We start from the raw sequence: 18,894 nt of genomic DNA, 5'->3' as shown, positions 1-18,894 counted from the left end.
ATAAATGGATACCTTTGAAATAACGGTGGAAGAATCTGATATTGATAAAAGAATAGATTTATTTTTGGCTGGCAATTTGGAGAGCTTTTCAAGGTCGTATATTCAGGATTTGATAAAAAATGGTAAAGCCACGATATCCGGTAAGACTGTGAAGGCAAATTACAGGCTTAGAGAAGGTGACAGAGTGGTATTGAGTATACCAAGACCAAAGCCTCTTGAGATTTTGCCGGAGAATATTCCTCTTGATATACTTTATGAAGATGACGATGTTATACTGGTGAACAAACCTAAAGGTATGGTTGTGCATCCGGCTGCAGGTCACTACGGCGATACTTTGGTGAATGCGCTTCTTTATCACTGTAAGGACAATCTCTCAGGTATCAACGGAGTGTTAAGACCGGGGATTGTACACAGGATTGATATGGATACTACGGGAGTTATTATTGTATGTAAGAATGATATGGCACATCAGCATATTGCAGAGCAGTTGGCAAAGCACAGCATCACAAGAAAGTATGTTGCTATTGTAACAGGCAATATAAAGGAGGATGAAGGTGTGATAGATGCCGCTATTGCAAGGTCAAAAAGTGACAGAAAGAAAATGGCGGTGGATGAAAACGGTAAGAGAGCGGTGACACATTATAAGGTACTTGAGAGATTAAACGGCTATACCTATATTGAATGTGTGCTTGAGACAGGAAGAACTCATCAAATCAGAGTACATATGTCATATATACATCATCCTCTGCTTGGCGATGAGGTATACGGCGGTAAAAGCAGTATGAAATTGCAGGGACAGTGTCTGCACGCTATTGTACTTGGATTCATTCATCCGAGAACAAATGAGTATATGGAGTTTAGTGCACCGATACCTGAGTACTTTAACAAAATCTTAAATAAGTTTAGAAAAAATTAAATGAATATTCAGATATGTTAGCATAAACACAGGTCAAAAAGGCTGTATTTAATGACAAATATATACATTGTGCTTTTTTTGTTATATAATAATTTTATAGATTATCTGTAGTTTTGTTTTACTACAGTACTAGAATGTATACATTGATTGTTTAGGAGGTTGCTATGGACAAAAGATTGGTTATTACTATCGGTAGACAGTGCGGAAGCGGTGGAAGAAGGATAGGACAGATGCTGGCGGAACAGCTTGGTATCAAGTGTTTTGATAAGGAGATCCTTAACAGAGCTGCAAAAGAGAGCGGGCTTGCCGCCGAGCTGTTTGAGACTCATGATGAGAAGCCTACCAGTTCATTTTTGTACTCACTTGTAATGGATACCTATTCTTTGGGATACACATCATCATCATATATGGATATGCCTATAAACCATAAGATTTTTTTGGCACAGTTTGACACCATAAAAAAACTGGCTTCAGAGGAGTCATGTATTATCGTAGGTAGATGTGCGGACTATGCTTTGGCAGACGATCCTAATGCTTTTTCAGTATTCATTACCGGAGACGATGAGGATAAGATCAAGAGAATTATGGAAACAAATAATATCGATGCCAACAAAGCGAAGGATATTATGATAAAGACGGATAAGAAAAGATCAAGTTACTACAACTACTATTCAAGTAAGAGATGGGCTGATTCAAGAAGCTATGATATGTGTGTAAACAGCACAAAGCTTGGACTTGAGGGAAGTGTGGAACTTATAAAAACATATGCAAAGATAAAAGGTTTACTATGAGAAAAAAATTGATTTGTCAGGCAATTATCCTGGCCGGAATATTGGCTGCATGCGGTACAAATAATAAAAGCGCTAAAGTTGACGAGAGCAATATCAGTGTGGAAAGCAGTGTTGCAAGTAATGACGGTAGAGAAGCTACAGATATGAAGGTGGTTAAAAAGAATGTAACCGCATCAAAGGAAGAGACGAGTACACAGGAAAGTACTACAGAGGCTACTACAGCACCGGTGACCACTGTGGCGGAAACTGCTACAGAGGCAAAAAAAGAAAGTGAAAAACAGGAAGTTTCACAGTCTGCCGAAGAAACATCAAAAAAGAGTGAAGAGGCAACAAAGGCTAAGGAAGCCGGTGAAATAGGGCTTGACCCGAATTGGGAGTACGCTTCATTTTCAAAGATACATTCGGGAAGCGCCGTATTATATAAGCCGGGTGAGAAGGGCAACGGAATTACTATAGCGGTAAATGCAGGACACGGTACCAAGGGAGGTTCATCACAGAAGACACTTTGTCATCCTGACGGAAGTGCAAAAGTGACAAGCGGTACCACAAAGGCCGGAGCCACTACAGCTGTTGCCGTGTCTGAGGGTATGACATTTGAAGACGGCACAACTGAGAGTACTGTCACCTACGAGATGGCAAAAGTTTTGAAGGCCGAGTTACTCTCAAGAGGATACAATGTACTTATGATTCGTGACGGAAGTGATGTTCAGCTTGACAATATTGCAAGAACGGTTATTGCCAACAATAATGCGGCTGCACATATTGCACTTCACTGGGATTCCACCACATCAAACAAGGGCGCATTTTATATGGGAGTGCCTGAGGTGGATTCATACAGGAGCATGGAACCTGTGGCTTCAAACTGGAAAAAACATGAGGCGCTTGGCAAATCATTGATAAACGGACTTTCAGCAAACGGTACCAAGATATTCAGCAAAGGCAGAATGGAGATGGATCTTACACAGACATCTTATTCAACCATTCCGTCTATAGATATCGAGCTTGGTGATAAGAAATCGGATCACGGTAAAGACACACTTAAGAATCTTTCAAAAGGAATAGCGGACGGAATAGACAGCTACTTTGGAAGATAATTAAACACGGGAGTATTATGAAAAATAAACTGAAATATTTAATATGTCTGCTTGCTCTTATATTACTTAGTGCATGTGGAGGAGTTGTAAAAACAGATATGAGTTTTGACGACTCTTTTTCAGGAAGCAGAGTGATGACATATACAATCTCAAATGCAGATTATACATCATATGTTCAAAAAGATTTGGCGACTGTAGAGTCTACACTTAAAGGACTTTGTCCTCCTGATATAGAAATCACTTCCCTAAATCAGGATGAAAACAATATAGTGGCTACATTTACTGTGAACTTCACATCAAAGGATGAGTACGAAGAAAAAATCGGCAATATACTTAAGGCTGTAGGCAGTGATATCATACCTAAGGTGACGTTCCTAAGATCAAATACAGCCTTTGCAAAGGGAGTTGCATACCAGGAAAACTTCGGAAGTGACGATTTGTTGAAGTGGATGAGTGACGGAATTATACAAAATAATTACATTACATCATCTTATGAGACATATATTTTCTCATCCGACTATATAAGCCTTCATATAAACGGAGATGAGTATGCCAAAGACAGCACAATGAGTATCATTGATGTGAACTCGGCTAAGTATCTTCCGCTAAACAGTGTTGACTTCAACACGGTTATCAACAAAGACAGTACTGTTGACAGAACCATTGAAGTGAATATTCCGGATTCTACATACAAAGAGGCAAAGGACGATATAGATCAGTTTATGTCCAAAAGAGTCGGAAATATCGGAAGCGGTAAATGGGTTGAAAAGGACGGTTCACATATATTTACAATAGAGGGTAAGGCACTTAGTCTTGACGATTGTAAGCAGATGACGGAAACCTTTACAGGTAAGAAGGAAGACACCGTATTTCCGGTAGAGGATGAGAGCGGTACTACAGAGTCGTCTAAAAGTAACGAATTTAAAGAGTCATCCGACAGCAGTGCACAGGATGAGTCAACGTCTGAAACGGAGTCAAAAAAATCCGACTCTAAAAAAGATAAGTCAAAAAAATCCGATGAAAGTACGGATACAACTGAGAGCGGTTCACAAGATGATGAAGCAAAAGATGATACAGACGATACTCTTGACAGAAAGCATCTGTTTTCAAAGAATATATTTATAGACGAGAACATCAACCTTGAGGATTATATCAGTAACAGTGACAATACGGTCAGATTCAACTACTATGTCAATCCGCAAAACAACTACGGCGGAGATGTAATTGACGCCGAAGGTACAGAGCAAAATCTGTCAATGGCTTCATTTGACAGTGATAAAAATGAGCTTTTATTTAGCGGTAACAGTTCGGCATTTGATATCAGTATGGATGTGAATATTGTTCCTACAGTGAGTAAGTATAAGCATATTGTGACTATAAGTCCGACAGGTAAGATAAAAAGAAATATTACAGTTGTATTTAAAGATTCATTTACAGATGAGGACACAAAGACACTTGAAGACAACTTAAAAAAGGCATTTGCAGATACCAAGATCAAAGTAGGCAAGCTGGCGCCAAAGGGTAAAGACCTTGAAGTAAAGATAACTTCTGTAGGTACTCTTGATGAAGATGTTAAGATGTGGGAAAAAGCCACGGATTATGACAGAAACAGTGCAGATTTGGATATTGATAAGAAGGGATATCTTGCAGATAAGCAAAAAATAAGCTTTACAGATGATTTTACACCTGAGATATTCACACTCGGAACTATAGGCTCATATGAGTACAGGGTAAAAGGTATAGGTAAACCTTTAGCAAGAGGTGATTACTTCGGAGGAGGTTTTGACGATGTAACGGCAAAGTTTAATGGAAATGACTTTGTGGTAAAGGGAGATAATGTGGCTGCTACACATATAAGTTTCCCTGAGTTTACAAGTGTTCGTACAAATTACTTCAGATATCTTATTTTTGCCGCCGCCGCACTTATCGTAATCTTTATCTTAGTGATTGTGGTTATAATTTCTATAAAGAAGTCAAAGAAAAAGAAAGCACAGGCAGGTGGAAGCGCTAATGTTGACACAGGCAATAAGACAGTATTTTGTCCGCACTGCGGAGCAAAGAACAATCAGGGCGATAAGTTCTGTTCAAGTTGCGGCAAAGAAATTACATAAAGATAAGGAGAGAGTTATATGTTAAAGGGCATAAAAAGGACAAAAAACAACGATTTGGTTATTAACAGTAAAGGACTAAGTGTATTAAATATTTTATGTATTCTTTCGGCACTGTTTGTTATATTTTTCTTTATACCTATAATCAAGGTGGATTTTAGCGCCGGCTTTTTGGGAGATGATTTCAAAAAGAGTTTTTCAATGTTCAGCGCATTATTGATAGATCCGAGTGACAGTGTTGTAGGACAGCTTGCCGCAATTAAGGGGCCTATACTTTTATTTTTATTTTATCCTATTGCAAATATAGTGTTGTGGGCACTTAACAAAAAGGCTACAGGCAACAGAAGTTATATATTTGTACATATAATTTATATTTTGAATGTGTCTTTAGGATTTGTAGAGTTTACTTCAACAAACGGCGTATCAGGCATGCATGCTTCATTTTTAAGCGCTACATTCTTTGCTTGGATATTGGTGATTTTGTTGTTTATAAACCTTATACTTTCAATATACGGTATTTTAAAAACAGGTAGAACGGAGATAGATGAAAATGCCGTAGCACTTGATTTGAATGTTAACTATGCAAAGGAAATGTTAAATAAAGCCGGAAGTATGGCAAACAGTGTAGCAAGCAATGTATCTGCTGCCGCAAGTAAGGCAGGTGCAAAAACTGTAGTATGTGATAAATGCGGTGCAACTTGCCCGGAGTCGTCGACATTTTGTAATCACTGCGGAAATAATCTTGAAAATGCCAAGAAAATGCAGGCACAGAGCAAGGCAACAAATGAGACTGCAAAAAATACTGTAGTATGTGACAACTGTGGCGCCGTATGTGCAGAGGGTACAAGCTTTTGTACAAAATGCGGCAATAAGCTTGACGGCGCAAAAAATACAAGTGATATTGTAGACGAGACTGCAAAGCTTGCAAGAGAGTTGGCAGCCGATGATACTGCAGTAAGCAAAGAAGAGTCTGATAAAATTGATTTGACTAAGGATGATACAAATTCAAATGGGGTATCACTTTCTAAATAAAATATTAAGAAATCGACTTAATGTTTATAGGCCGGGCTTTGCCCGCCTTTTTTTATGGAAATATACTTTTTTATTCTGTTTTTCTTAGTGTATATTATTTTTATCTATGATAGAATATAGAAGAATACTTCTTGAAAGGAGCATTACTCCAGATGAGAGATGATGATTTGTATAAAGAGCTTAGTGAAGCGGACAGTGAGGATCTTGAAAAGTATTTGAGAGATCTGGCTAAGCTCAAAAAAATAAGAGAAGAAGAGAAACTAAAAGAAGAAAACGAAAAACTTCAGAAGACCATAAGCGAAAATAATAAAAGGCTTGAAGAGATTGGAAAGAACATAAGAAAAGTAGAAAAAAAGGCTGATAAGATAAATATTATCGGGAACAGGTCTTCAAAACCCAAAAACGGTAGAAACATAAAGAGCAATCTAAGCGAAGATGCGGAGTCTGACGGTATAAAGATACCTTTGCCCAAGAGTAATCAAAAATCGGTAGTACGAAAAAGTGATAACTTAAGGTTTAGCGAGCCTCAAGAAGAAGCCCCTAAAAGGATTGTTAAAAAGAAGGTACAAAAACCGGTTACAAAAAAGATTGTAAAGACACAAAAGGTTACCAAGAAGGTGAACGTAGGACCAAGTTCCAAGCAACTTAAGAAAGCGCAAAAGCAGGTAAAGGCAAATGAAGTAAAGCAAAAGAAGCTTAAAAAGAAGCGAGGGTTTCTTAGCAGGCTGGTTTTACTTATACTTTTGTTTACTATAGTCGGCGGCGGTACGTATTTTGCATTTCACTATGTCAAAGACCAAAAAGGTTACTATACGGTAGCCGTATTCGGAGTGGACTCAAGAGACGGAAATGTAGGAAAAGGCGCTTTAAGTGATGTAAATATGATAGTCAATGTAAACAGAGAGACAGGAGATATACAGCTTGTATCTATTTACAGAGATATGTATTCGATGATTGACAGTGACGGCAAGTTCCATAAGTTTAATCAGGCATATGTTGAAGGCGGACCGGAACAGGCCATACAGACATTGAATCGAAACCTTGATATGGACTTAAAGGAATATATTACGGTAAACTGGAAGGCGGTTATTGACGCCATCAATATTTTAGGCGGTGTCGACCTTGAAGTGACGGATGCGGAGTTCAAATATCTGAATTCATTTATTGCAAAGACTGTAGAGGCGACAGGTGTAGGTTCACATGAGCTTGAACATGCCGGAATGAATCACCTTGACGGCGTACAGGCTGTAGCATATGCAAGATTAAGACTTATGGATACAGACTTTAACAGAACTGAAAGACAAAGAAAGGTAGTGAGTTTGGCATTTGATAAGGCCAAGAGTGCCAATTTCTCAACATTGTACAGTATTTTGGTAGCGGTATTGCCGCAGACTTCCACAAATGTAGGTATAAATGACCTTATACCTTTTGCAAAGGATATATCAAAATATCATTTAAGCGAGACTGCAGGTTTTCCTTTTGATAAGGATACCAAAAAGATGCACAGAAGAGATTATGTTGTACCTGTTACACTGAAGTCAAATGTAATTGCACTTCATCAGATGCTTTTCGGAAAAATTCCGGGATATACGTATACACCAAGTGAAGAACTGATAAAGATAAGCAATAAGATAATCAAGGACTCAGGGCTTGGTGCCGACAAAGAGGATACCGATGTCAGTGTAGATACCGATTTGGAAGGTGCTATCGGAATATCTCCACATAAAGATGACGGCGAAACCAAAGAAGGTGAAGGCGAACATATAGAAGACGAGAGTAAGGAAGACGGACCGGTTGATGAAACGAGGAAAGATGAGAGCCAAGATGAAACCGGTGCTGAAAATCAGAGTGAAACAGGTAGTGAATAAAGGAGAGATAAGAGTGGATATAAATATTTTAGTAGTAGACGATGAAAAAGAAATAGCTGATTTGGTGGAGATATATCTGGTAAGTGACGGTTATACCGTTTTTAAGGCAAATAATGCGGAAGACGGACTTGCTATAATAGAAAAAGAAGATATTCATCTTGCAATACTTGATATAATGATGCCGGGTATGGACGGACTTGAGATGTGCAAAAAAATAAGAGAAAAGCACAATTTCCCTATCATCCTTCTCAGTGCAAAGAGTGCCGACCTTGACAAGATACTTGGGCTTGGAACAGGGGCGGACGACTATGTGACAAAGCCTTTTAATACTTTGGAACTTACAGCCAGAGTAAAATCACAGCTTCGCAGATACACTCAGCTAAATCCTAACAGTACTGTGGCTGAAAAAGAGGATCCTAATGAGATAAGGCTTAAGGGAATGATTATCAACAAGGAAAATCACAAGGTCATAATAGACGGCAATGAAGTAAAACTTACACCTATTGAGTTTGATATTCTGTATTTGCTTGCCAGCAATGCCGGAAGAGTATTCTCTACAGACGATATATTTGAAAGAGTGTGGAATGAGAAGGTATATGAAGCCAACAATACCGTAATGGTACATATCAGAAGGCTTCGCGGAAAGATGAATGAAGATTCAAGAGAAAATAAGATTATAACTACTGTTTGGGGTGTTGGATATAAAATTGAGAGATGATTTAGAAAAGAAATTTCAGACTAAAGTCATATTAAATATCCTCTTCAGTCTGGTGGTTTCTATTTTGGTAGAGACCTTGGTGGTAAGCAATATTTCGGTTTTTTCGAGATTGCATATTATAAATCATGAAAACGATACTCTCTTGGTAAGAGGGAGCGGAAGTGATTTGGTAGTCATACTTGTTTTGGTGGTTTTCGGTATAGGTGTATTTACCGCAATATTTTGGGGATTGCAAAGAAAATCATTTATATATATAGATGATATACTCCATGCCATAAAAAAGATGTCGGCAGGAGACTTAAATACCAATGTTGCGGTAAAGGGCGACAATGAGTTTTCTGAGATAGCTGCAAGTATCAATAAGATGGCCAAAGAATTAAGGTCTCTTATGGACAGTGAGCGAAAGAATGAAAAGTCCAAAAACGAGATGATTACAAATATTGCACATGATTTGAGAACTCCGCTGACATCAATACTCGGGTATCTGGATTTGATAAATAAGCGCGATTTGCCTGAGGATACAAAGAAGGAGTATTTAAATATAGTATATGAGAAGGCGAAAAAACTGCAGGATTTGATAGAAAGTCTGTTCAGCTTTACAAAGACAAATTCTTCAAAGCTGGTGCTTAAAGTGGATAAGATAGATATTATAAAGTTGTTATGTCAGCTTATGGAAGAGTTTTATCCGAACTTTGAAAAAAACGGTATCACTTGCAGTGTAAATACAAATATTGACTCATATATAATAGACGGAGACGGTACTTTGCTTGCAAGGCTGTTTGATAATCTGATAAACAATGCCATAAAATACGGTGCAGACGGAAAAAGGATTGATATCAAGATTACCGCAGAGAAGAAGATAGTAAAGGTTGCGGTGATAAACTACGGAAAGGTAATTCCGCAAAATGAATTACCGCTGATATTTGATAAGTTTTACAGGGTGGATCAGGCCAGAAACTCAAATACAGGAGGAACAGGTCTCGGACTTGCGATAGCAAAGAATATTACGGAATTACATCACGGCGTTATTGAAGTTACAAGTGATCTTGGCGGAACCGTATTCAGTGTGACATTGCCGAAGGAGTTAGATGTTGAAAGAGAAAATTTTAAAGGATTTGAATAGGGTATTTGTATTCTTATTATTGTTCTTTTGTTTTATTGCAGGTGTCCATATCAATTCTTTTGCTACAGATAAAGAGAATAATAAGGTAACTATGGATATAAGCTATGGTTACGGAAATATTGCAAAGGGAGGGAGATACCTCCCTATTCATGTATTTTACAGTAATTTCTCCGAACAAAAATTTGACGGGAAGATATCGGTTGAATTTACGGAAGAAGACAACAGAAAGTATGCGTATGAGTACAAAGTAAGTTTGGATGCAAAGAAGAGCCTGCTGTCAGATTATTGTATCAGGATAAGTAATGATGTAAATACAATAGAAGTGTCGCTAAAAGATACTGATAAAAAGACAGTTGAAAAAAAGGTGCTGTCTTTGAATATGGAAGCAAACAGGTCCAATTTATTGGTAGGGCTTTTAAGTGACAGCCAAAACCAAATAAACTATTTTGATGATGTTGCGATAAATTTCGGACTTATGAATTTGAAGACTGTCAATCTGGCGGCAGGTTCTTTCCCTAAATCGTATTCAGGGCTTGAACAGTTGGATATGATAATTATCAGCAATTTCAGAATAAGAGATTTGTCAAATGAGCAGTCACGAGCACTGATGGATTGGATAAAACAGGGAGGGGTATTGATTATCGGCACAGGCAAGAGAGCTGATGATACCATAGGAAGATATGCACCTGAGCTTTTGGAGGATATGTATGAAGCACCAAGAATGAGGACAGTCAATTTCAGCTTTAACAATGAAGACAAACAGATAGACTTGGATACTGTAAGTATAAATTTACATGGCGGCAATGTTATAATGTCTGACGGTGATTTTCCGCTTATAACCTCTGTAAACAAGCAAAGAGGTTTGATAGCGGTTGCAGGATTTGATTTTTGCGATCTGTCACAGTTTGCCAAGGATAATACACAGTTTGCCAGATATATAGTTTCAAGTGTGCTTGGAGATGAGAGAATTGACAAACTTGCAAAACAGTATGAAGTATCCGACAACACATTTCAAAATGTAGAGCCTATACTGAATTCCTCAGAAACAAAAAAGCTTCCGGCCATGCCGGTGTATACCCTTATAATAATAGCATATATATTGATAATCGGACCTGTTTTATTTATTTATCTGAGAGATTACGGTCTGGCAATTTACTACAGAAAAGCCGTAGTACTTATATCTTTTTTGTTTCTTGCTGTAGTAATTATATACAACGGCAGAACAAGGTTTACCACAACATTTTATAATTATGTGACGGTATATGAGGCCGGAGACTTGGACGTTTCGGAGTCTACATATGTGAACCTCAGAAATCCGTATAACAAGCCTTATGATGTGGTGGTTGATTCAAATTATTCTATAGTTCCGATAATAAGAGATATAAAAGGCAGCAACAGTAATAGGGAGCTGAAAAGAAATACATCAATAACTATTGATAATACGGAATTTACAAAGAATGTACATATAAACCATATAGGTGCGTTTTCATCAAATATATGGAAACTGGATAAAACAATTGAAAATCTCAATAATGAAGGTTTTACCGGAGAAATAAATTCTTTTGACGGAAACATTAATGTGGAGATTACAAATAATTACGACTATAAGGTAAAGAACGCCACATTGATTTTATATGGTAAGATTGCCATACTTGGAGATTTTGAGGCGGGAGAGACAAGACAGATAGACAACTGCGAGCTTATAAATATACCTTTGACAAATTTTGATATAACCGCAAGGCTTATTACAGGTATGGAAAAGTATAACACAATAAATAAAAACGGCGGTGTAAAAGGAATTGATATTGAAAAGTATATGCAGCTTATGAATGTGTCAAACTTTATCTCGTTTTACTTGAAGGAAAATTCAAACGGTTATACGGCGGATGCAAGAATAATCGCATTTTCTGAAGTGCCTTTGTCAAACCCTATATTCTTTGGCAATACTATGGAAGGGAGCGGATTGACACTTTTGACATCAGTTATACCTGTAAATTCTATTGAAGACGGCAAGGTATACAGACAGGCGCTTCTTAAGATGCCTCTAATATTAAGCGGAGATTATTCATATATAGATAATGCGCTAAGAAGCAGTGATGCTACGGTTTTGGAGTATTTTCTCGGAGATAATATAAATATTGAGGAGGTAAAGTTTGAACAGATATCGGATGTTTTCTCAAATCAAAGGTATAGTGATAAAATAAAACTGTTCAAGGGAAATATTGCTCTTTATAATTTTAAAACCGGAAACTTTGATTTTATTTCAAAGAACGATTTTTCTATAATTGATTTACTTACATATCTTTCAGATACAAACACTATAAGGGTCAGGTATTCAAATATAGAAAACAGCGACTTGGAGACGGCACTGCCGATGATAACTGTATTGGGTGTGGAAAAATAAATGTTGGAATTAAAAAATTTATGTAAATCATATGGAAGACATATTGCATTGTCAAATCTCAGTTTAACGATACCTGACGGTGCGCTATACGGTCTTGTGGGACCTAACGGAGCAGGCAAGACAACGGCAATAAAGATGATTTCAGGAATCATGTTGCCTGACAGAGGTGAGATACTCTTTGACAATGTAAATTTGGTTAAAGAAGAGAGAATCGCTAAGGAAACGGTAGGATATGTTCCGGATGTTTTGGGAATATATGATGATATGACAGTATTTGAATATATGGTGTTTTTTGCCTCTACATATGGTCTTACGGGCTATATAGCCAGAAAAAAGATCGAGATACTTTTAGAGCAGGTGGGAATGACGGATAAAAAAGATTTCTATCTTAATGAATTGTCAAGAGGAATGCAACAAAAACTCTGTGTTGCCAGAGCGCTTATTCATGATCCGGCACTTATTATCATGGATGAGCCTGCAAGCGGACTTGACCCCAGAGCCAGATATGAGTTGAAGGAACTTTTACAGGAGCTTAACGGAGGAGGTAAGACGGTACTTTTAAGTTCGCATATTTTATCCGAAGTTTCCGAAATCTGTACCGACATCGGAATTATTGAAGGCGGTAAGATAATAATATCGGGAGGTGTGGAAGAAATACTTGATAAGGTGGAGGGTGCCAATCCGATAAAGATTAAGGTACTCAACAATGAAAATTCAGCACTTGAGATATTAAAAAATAATAAAAAAGTTAGAATTTTATCTGTAGATAATGGCTATTTTATGGTATACTTTGATGGTAGGAAGTTGGATGAAGCTAAACTGCTTGAAGACCTTGTAAGAAATAATGTTTTGGTTAGTGAATTTATAAGAGAGCCGGGCAGTTTGGAGTCATTCTTCATTAAAGTTACCAATCATTCCAATGAAAGTGTGATTTTTAGCAATGAATATTAATCCTATTTACGAAAGGGAGCATAGAGTAAGTACAAGAAGCTTGAGGCTTTCAACAGCTATTTTGGTTTTCAACTTTATTGCGGCGGGGTTTACCTTGATAGAGATGAACGGAGTGGTGGACTATGCCAGAAAGACGTCAAGTATCGACTACACATCCTTTTTGCAAATCTTTAAGATAGTGGTATTTGTGCCGGTTGTGCTGCTTATATTTGTAGGTCCGAGTTTTATATCCGGTGCTATAAGTGATGAAAGGCATAGAGGCACACTTGAGATACTTCTAACCACCAAAATGACTGCAAAGAGTATTGTAACCGGGAAGTTTTTAAGCTTGCTTGCTTCGATAACGATCATTTTGGTATCGCAATTACCTATTACCGCAATGCTTTTTTTATACGGCGGTATAACTGTAGGGGATATTGTAAAGCTTACTCTAAACTTTTTTGTGTTTGTAGTACTTTTGATTTCGATGGGTATTTTTTGCTCAAGCATTTCAAGGAAGACAAGTATAGCTACAGCTTTGCTTTATTTGGCAGTCCTTCTACTTTTTTTAGGAACTTTTGTTCTTTACTTTTTAGCCGCAAATTCATTCAATATGAATGATAAGAATTTTTTTAGTGTAATTTTTATAAAAGTCAGTAAGTTTATTTTGTTATTTAATCCTTTAGTTAGTATGGATTTCTTATTGTCAAAGATTATGGGTGAAGACAGCTCAGATGTGTTGGTAAGCCTCTTTTGGTACAATAACTGGTTTTACATAAATATGTTTTTGGACTTATCCTTATCTGTTATCTTTTTGGCATTATCTGTAGTAAAAATAAAACCACATAGTAAGACTTGGAGGAAGTATGGCAACAGTAATTTATAAATGTAAAAATTGTGGTGGTCCTGTAAAATATTCGGCAACACTTGGAAAGTTCAATTGCGAATATTGTAATACGGTTTATACAGAGGATGAGGTAAAGGCGCTTGATCTCTTGTCGGAAAGAGATGAAGTGGTGGTGAGCGGCAACGGTAACTATGTGGAATACCACTGTCCAAGCTGCGGAGCAAATATAGTTACAGATGAGACAACTGTAGCTACTACCTGCTACTACTGTAACAACCCTATAGTTTTGACGGGCAAACTTGAAAGCTCGCAGATGCCTACAAAGGTCATACCTTTTAAGGTAGACAAAAAGAAAGCACTTGAGTCTTTTGATGCCTGGATGAAGAAAAAGAAATTTGTACCGAAGAGCTTTTACAATGATAAAAAAGAGATAGGAGAGATAAACGGAGTATATTTCCCTTATTGGCTTTACAACACAAAAGTATTTGTGGATTTGGACAGAGAAGGCAGCAGAACCTTTACAAGAAGTGAAGGGGATTATAGGGTAACTTACAGGAAGGACTTCAGAATTATAAGAAAGGGAGATGTGGTCGTAAAGAATCTCCCGAAGCTTGCACTTGCAAAGTCGAACAAAGTTTTGGTAGAGTCTGTTTATCCTTTTGACTTTAATACGGCTGTAAAATTTGATGCATCATATCTTAGCGGATTTGTAGCTGAAAAAAAGGATATTGAAAAAGAAGCGCTTATGTCGTCTATAGAAGATGATGTATACAAATACTCTACAAGAGTTGTGGATAAGTCTATGACCGGTGAGAAGGTAAGGATAGTAAATAATGACTTCAGAGTACAAAGAGGCAGGTTTGAGTATGCAATGTTGCCGGTTTGGGCTATATCTTATAATGATAAGGACAGTGATAAGCAGTACTTTTTCAGTGTAAACGGACAGACAGGTAAGGTGGTAGGTAAGTTGCCGCTTGATATGGCCAAGTTATGTCTTACCGCACTTTTTACAATATTGCCGATATTTGCAATAATTACGGCACTGCTTTATTTTACCGACAATATTAAGTCAAATCTGTTTATATACACTTTGATAGGATGTATAGCGGCATATGTTATATATATATTTAAGGTGACATCAGACTACAATATGACATCATCCGCAGTAATAAACAGGGGTGTAAACCAGATTGACTTTAACAATAACTATGCTGAAAAGATAGAGTACTGTAAGGATATAGATCTGGGTACAAGAGTAATTGGAAGAGAGAGAATACGAAGCAATAAATAATGATATTAAAATATAAACTTTATTATTTTTGATATATGTGTTATAGTTTAAACGATCAAAAAACAGGAGTTTACTATGGAAGTCATAAAATATAGAAGTACAAGGGGTGGACAAGAGGTTGTTGATGCATCATATGCGATTTTGAAAGGGCTTGCAGATGACGGCGGACTCTATATGCCTGAGAAGTTTCCAAAGTTTGATTTCAAATTTAAGGAGCTTATGTATAAGGGATATAAAGAGACAGCCTATGAGGTAATGAAGCTTCTTTTGAGTGATTATACAAAAGAAGAACTTATGAATTGTATAGAAAAGGCATACGACGATAAGTTTGATACAAAGGAGATTGCACCGCTTGTAAAGGCTGACGGAGCATATTTTCTTGAGCTTTTCCACGGTGATACCATAGCGTTTAAGGATATGGCACTTTCCATATTGCCGCATTTGCTTACTACAGCGGCAAAGAAAAACGGTATTAAAAATAAGATTGTCATTCTTACAGCCACAAGCGGAGATACGGGTAAGGCTGCAATGTCAGGTTTTTGCGATGTTGAGGGTACAGGTATAATAGTCTTTTATCCTAAGGACGGTGTCAGCAATGTGCAAAGACTTCAGATGGTTACGCAAAAGGGTGACAACACCGATGTGGTAGCTATCCACGGCAACTTTGACGATGCTCAAAGCGGTGTAAAGAAGATATTTGCAGATAAAGAGTTTGCCAAGAAGCTGGAAGAAAGTGGTATTCAGCTCTCAAGTGCAAATTCTATAAACATAGGTCGATTGGTACCACAGATAGCATATTACGTATATGCATACTTAAAGCTTCTTGAAAACGGAGATATAGATGATAATGAGAAGATAAATGTATGTGTTCCTACAGGAAATTTCGGGAATATTTTGGCGGCATATATAGCAAAGCAGATGGGATTACCTGTCAATAAGCTTATATGTGCTTCAAATGAAAATAAAGTTTTATTTGATTTCTTTGAGAATGGGGTATATGATAGGAACAGGAAGTTTATACTAACTTCTTCACCGTCTATGGACATACTTATTTCAAGTAATCTTGAGAGACTTATTTATTTAAGTTGCGGCTGTGACGGTGAGTATGTGAAGAAGCTTATGGAAGAGTTGGCAAACGGCGGTAAGTATACCGTCACACCTGCTATGAAGGACTTTATGAAGGACTTTGTAGGCGGTTATGCCGATGAAAAGAAGAATTTTGCAGGCATAAAATCTCTGTATGACAGTACAGGTTATATAATTGATACACATACAGGTGTGGCATACTCTGTGTATCAGGATTATAAAAATGCTACAAAGGATATGACCGCTACAGTCATAGCATCTACAGCAAGTCCGTATAAGTTTGCAGACAGCGTGCTTGAAGCAATCTTGGGCGAGAAGCAAAAGATGGGAGATTTTGAAGTCATTGACAAATTGCATGAGATGGGAGCACCTGATATTCCGAGAGCAATCTTGGAGATAAAGGATGCACCTGTCAGACATACAAGAGAATGTGACAGTGCAGATATGCAAAAAGAAGTAGAGGATATTCTATTTAATAACAGGAGGTAGTTATGTTAGTAACAGCTAAGGAAATGCTTGACAAGGCAAAAGCAGGTCATTATGCAGTAGGTCATTTCAATATCAACAACCTTGAGTGGACAAAGTCCATTTTGGCGGTAGCACAGGAGCTTAACTCTCCGGTAATCTTAGGAGTTTCAGAGGGTGCCGGAAAATATATGACAGGTTATAAGACGGTAGCCGCTATGGTAAAGGCTATGATAGAGGAGATGGGAATTACAGTTCCTGTAGCACTTCACCTTGACCACGGTTCATATGAGGGATGCAAAAAGTGTATCGAAGCAGGTTTTTCTTCAATTATGTTTGACGGTTCACACCTTCCTATAGAAGAGAATATTGAAAAGACCAAGGAGCTTGTAAAGCTTGCACATGAGAACGGAATGTCTATTGAGGCTGAAGTAGGTTCAATCGGCGGTGAAGAGGACGGTGTTATCGGTGCCGGAGAGTTTGCAGATCCTGAGGAGTGCAAAAAGATTGCAGATCTTGGAGTAGATTTCCTTGCAGCAGGTATCGGAAATATTCACGGTAAGTATCCTGCAAACTGGCCGGGACTTAACTTTGATGTACTTGCTAAGGTACAGGAGAAGACAGGTACACTTCCGCTTGTTCTTCACGGCGGTACAGGTATCCCGGCAGATATGATAAAGAAGGCTATTACTTTAGGTGTTTCAAAGATTAATGTAAATACAGAGTGTCAGCTTGCATTTGCAGATGCTACAAGAAAGTACATTGAAGCAGGTAAGGACCTTGAGGGTAAGGGATTTGATCCTAGAAAGCTTTTGGCACCGGGTGCAGAGGCTATCAAGAATACGGTAAGAGAAAAGATTGAACTTTTCGGTTCAGCAAATAAAGCTTGAGATAATTAAGGGGCAGCCGCTAAAACGGCTGCCCTGTTTTAATATGATTTTTTATAACTCAAAAAAGAAAGTATAAAGATAAGTACCGCATTGAATATAAGTGTAAATATTGCGGTATTTATACTGAAGTTGTTTGATATCACTCCTATAACATATGGTGTGAGTATACCTCCCATAGATGTAAGTGCCGTAAATACAGTCATAGCAAAAGCTGAGCCTTGCAATGAGTTTTTGGAGACGGCATATACAAGAGGAAACACAGGCGCCATAAAGAGGCCGAGCAAAAACAGTGATATAACTATAACAAATATGTTTTTTGTGGCAATAAGCAGGCAAAAGCATACAACCAAACCGAATGAGTCAAAAGCCGTTATCTTTTTTGATGAGACTTTTTGACTTAGTTTCGCTACAAAAAGTCTTGATATCAATATGGCAATCCAAGTGACGGAAACCATTGTAGTGGCCAGTGAAATGCTCATAATTCCGGTATCCTTCAGATATGTGATAAACCATCCGTTGATACTGTATTCAAACCCGAGGTAGAAAAACAACAATAATACGTTGATATAAAAATCCTTATTATACAAAAAAGATATCTGAGATTTTGATGCCGTGTTTGTGGTATTTTTTGCATGCATCTTGTAAAACTTCAGAGTATCTTTGTCGGCAGTAAAAAAGTTCGCCGTAACAAAGAACGCAACTATTGCTATAAGTACAAGAATATATTTCCAGTTCAAGTTAAGAAGAAGAATGGATGAAAGCAGGAAAGGCGATATAAAGGCACCTACGGCAAACATCGCATTAAGTACAGAGCTTTTCGGTGCCGGATTTTCATACATATTGTTGACATAGTAATTGTTAAAAAGAGTGATGGACCCCTTTGTAAGCCCCAAAATGAGCACACTTGTATTTATTACAATCAAAGGGGGTGTGGTAATCAAAGCGGCAAAGCATAATACGGAAAGAAAAGTTATAAAGGTTATGGTAGCCTTATCTCCAAATTTTGCAGACAAAGCCGTATATAAAAAGCTGCCGCAAAAATTACCTATATAAAAAAAGGTCAGAATACCGCCTGCACCGATATAATTAAGTCCTATTTCTTTCATAAGGTGAGGAATTACGGCACCTATAATAAGTGTTGCCGTTCCGCTGAAAAAATAACCAATACAACATCTGAAAAAAATCTGTTCTCTTTTATTTTCCATAAATTGACCTCAATAAAAATACTATAATAGTATATTCTAGCATAATATTCTATAGAATGATAAGAATATATTGTCAAGCATAAATGATTATGTCCTAAAATAATTATTTTATAAGCCCCACAAAAG

15 protein-coding genes are annotated in these 18,894 nt (G+C 37.5%); 14 read left to right on the top strand and 1 reads right to left on the bottom strand.

Annotated elements, in window-relative coordinates; genetic code table 11:
• The first annotated feature begins 4 nt into the window (after positions 1-4).
• From ACO6FI_RS03955 to fba, 14 genes are all read left to right on the top strand, one after another.
• Positions 5-916 carry an RluA family pseudouridine synthase gene (locus ACO6FI_RS03955; protein WP_485456202.1) on the top strand — a complete coding sequence of 304 codons (912 nt, stop codon included), beginning with the start codon at positions 5-7 and terminating at the stop codon, positions 914-916.
• Positions 917-1,080: 164 nt separating this feature from the next.
• Entirely contained in the window at positions 1,081-1,707 is a 627-nt protein-coding gene (locus tag ACO6FI_RS03950) for a cytidylate kinase-like family protein (RefSeq protein WP_485456201.1), read from the top strand.
• On the top strand, positions 1,704-2,801 hold the full coding sequence (locus ACO6FI_RS03945) for an N-acetylmuramoyl-L-alanine amidase family protein (RefSeq protein ID WP_485456200.1): 1,098 nt from the start codon (positions 1,704-1,706) through the stop codon (positions 2,799-2,801). Before ACO6FI_RS03950 ends, ACO6FI_RS03945 begins: the two co-directional genes overlap by 4 nt.
• Positions 2,802-2,818: 17 nt before the next feature.
• Positions 2,819-4,912, top strand: a complete 2,094-nt coding sequence (locus tag ACO6FI_RS03940; RefSeq protein WP_485456199.1) for a zinc ribbon domain-containing protein — start codon at positions 2,819-2,821, stop codon at positions 4,910-4,912.
• Between the two features lie 18 nt (positions 4,913-4,930).
• The gene (locus ACO6FI_RS03935) at positions 4,931-5,941 is read left to right on the top strand and encodes a zinc ribbon domain-containing protein (RefSeq protein ID WP_485456198.1); all 1,011 of its coding nucleotides are present in this window, start codon (positions 4,931-4,933) and stop codon (positions 5,939-5,941) included.
• 152 nt (positions 5,942-6,093) lie between these two features.
• Positions 6,094-7,809 carry an LCP family protein gene (locus ACO6FI_RS03930; protein WP_485456197.1) on the top strand — a complete coding sequence of 572 codons (1,716 nt, stop codon included), beginning with the start codon at positions 6,094-6,096 and terminating at the stop codon, positions 7,807-7,809.
• Between the two features lie 13 nt (positions 7,810-7,822).
• Positions 7,823-8,527, top strand: coding sequence for a response regulator transcription factor (locus ACO6FI_RS03925; protein ID WP_485456276.1), 705 nt, complete (start codon positions 7,823-7,825; stop codon positions 8,525-8,527).
• Complete coding sequence (locus ACO6FI_RS03920; RefSeq protein WP_485456196.1) at positions 8,517-9,650, top strand: sensor histidine kinase; 1,134 nt, start codon at positions 8,517-8,519, stop codon at positions 9,648-9,650. Before ACO6FI_RS03925 ends, ACO6FI_RS03920 begins: the two co-directional genes overlap by 11 nt.
• Positions 9,616-12,054, top strand: a complete 2,439-nt coding sequence (locus tag ACO6FI_RS03915; RefSeq protein ID WP_485456195.1) for a hypothetical protein — start codon at positions 9,616-9,618, stop codon at positions 12,052-12,054. Before ACO6FI_RS03920 ends, ACO6FI_RS03915 begins: the two co-directional genes overlap by 35 nt.
• A complete protein-coding gene (locus ACO6FI_RS03910) occupies positions 12,055-13,005 on the top strand; it encodes an ABC transporter ATP-binding protein (RefSeq protein WP_485456194.1) in 951 nt (316 codons plus the stop codon). It begins immediately after the preceding gene.
• The gene (locus ACO6FI_RS03905; RefSeq protein WP_485456193.1) at positions 12,995-13,870 is read left to right on the top strand and encodes an ABC transporter permease; all 876 of its coding nucleotides are present in this window, start codon (positions 12,995-12,997) and stop codon (positions 13,868-13,870) included. Before ACO6FI_RS03910 ends, ACO6FI_RS03905 begins: the two co-directional genes overlap by 11 nt.
• Positions 13,851-15,122 (top strand): TFIIB-type zinc ribbon-containing protein, encoded by a 1,272-nt coding sequence (locus ACO6FI_RS03900; protein ID WP_485456192.1) that lies wholly within the window; start codon positions 13,851-13,853, stop codon positions 15,120-15,122. The genes ACO6FI_RS03905 and ACO6FI_RS03900 overlap by 20 nt, the downstream gene beginning before the upstream one ends.
• Positions 15,123-15,197: 75 nt before the next feature.
• Positions 15,198-16,697 (top strand): threonine synthase, encoded by a 1,500-nt coding sequence (gene thrC / locus ACO6FI_RS03895; RefSeq protein WP_485456191.1) that lies wholly within the window; start codon positions 15,198-15,200, stop codon positions 16,695-16,697.
• A 2-nt stretch (positions 16,698-16,699) separates the two neighbouring features.
• Positions 16,700-17,563, top strand: coding sequence for a class II fructose-1,6-bisphosphate aldolase (gene fba, locus ACO6FI_RS03890; RefSeq protein ID WP_485456190.1), 864 nt, complete (start codon positions 16,700-16,702; stop codon positions 17,561-17,563).
• Positions 17,564-17,601: 38 nt separating this feature from the next.
• Here fba and ACO6FI_RS03885 read toward each other — a convergent pair whose 3' ends face one another.
• Positions 17,602-18,768 (bottom strand): MFS transporter, encoded by a 1,167-nt coding sequence (locus ACO6FI_RS03885; RefSeq protein WP_485456189.1) that lies wholly within the window; start codon positions 18,766-18,768, stop codon positions 17,602-17,604.
• Positions 18,769-18,894 lie beyond the last annotated feature (126 nt).

This window comes from Lachnoanaerobaculum sp. (genome assembly GCF_057250505.1).
This window is presented reverse-complemented; position numbering and strand designations above follow the sequence as displayed.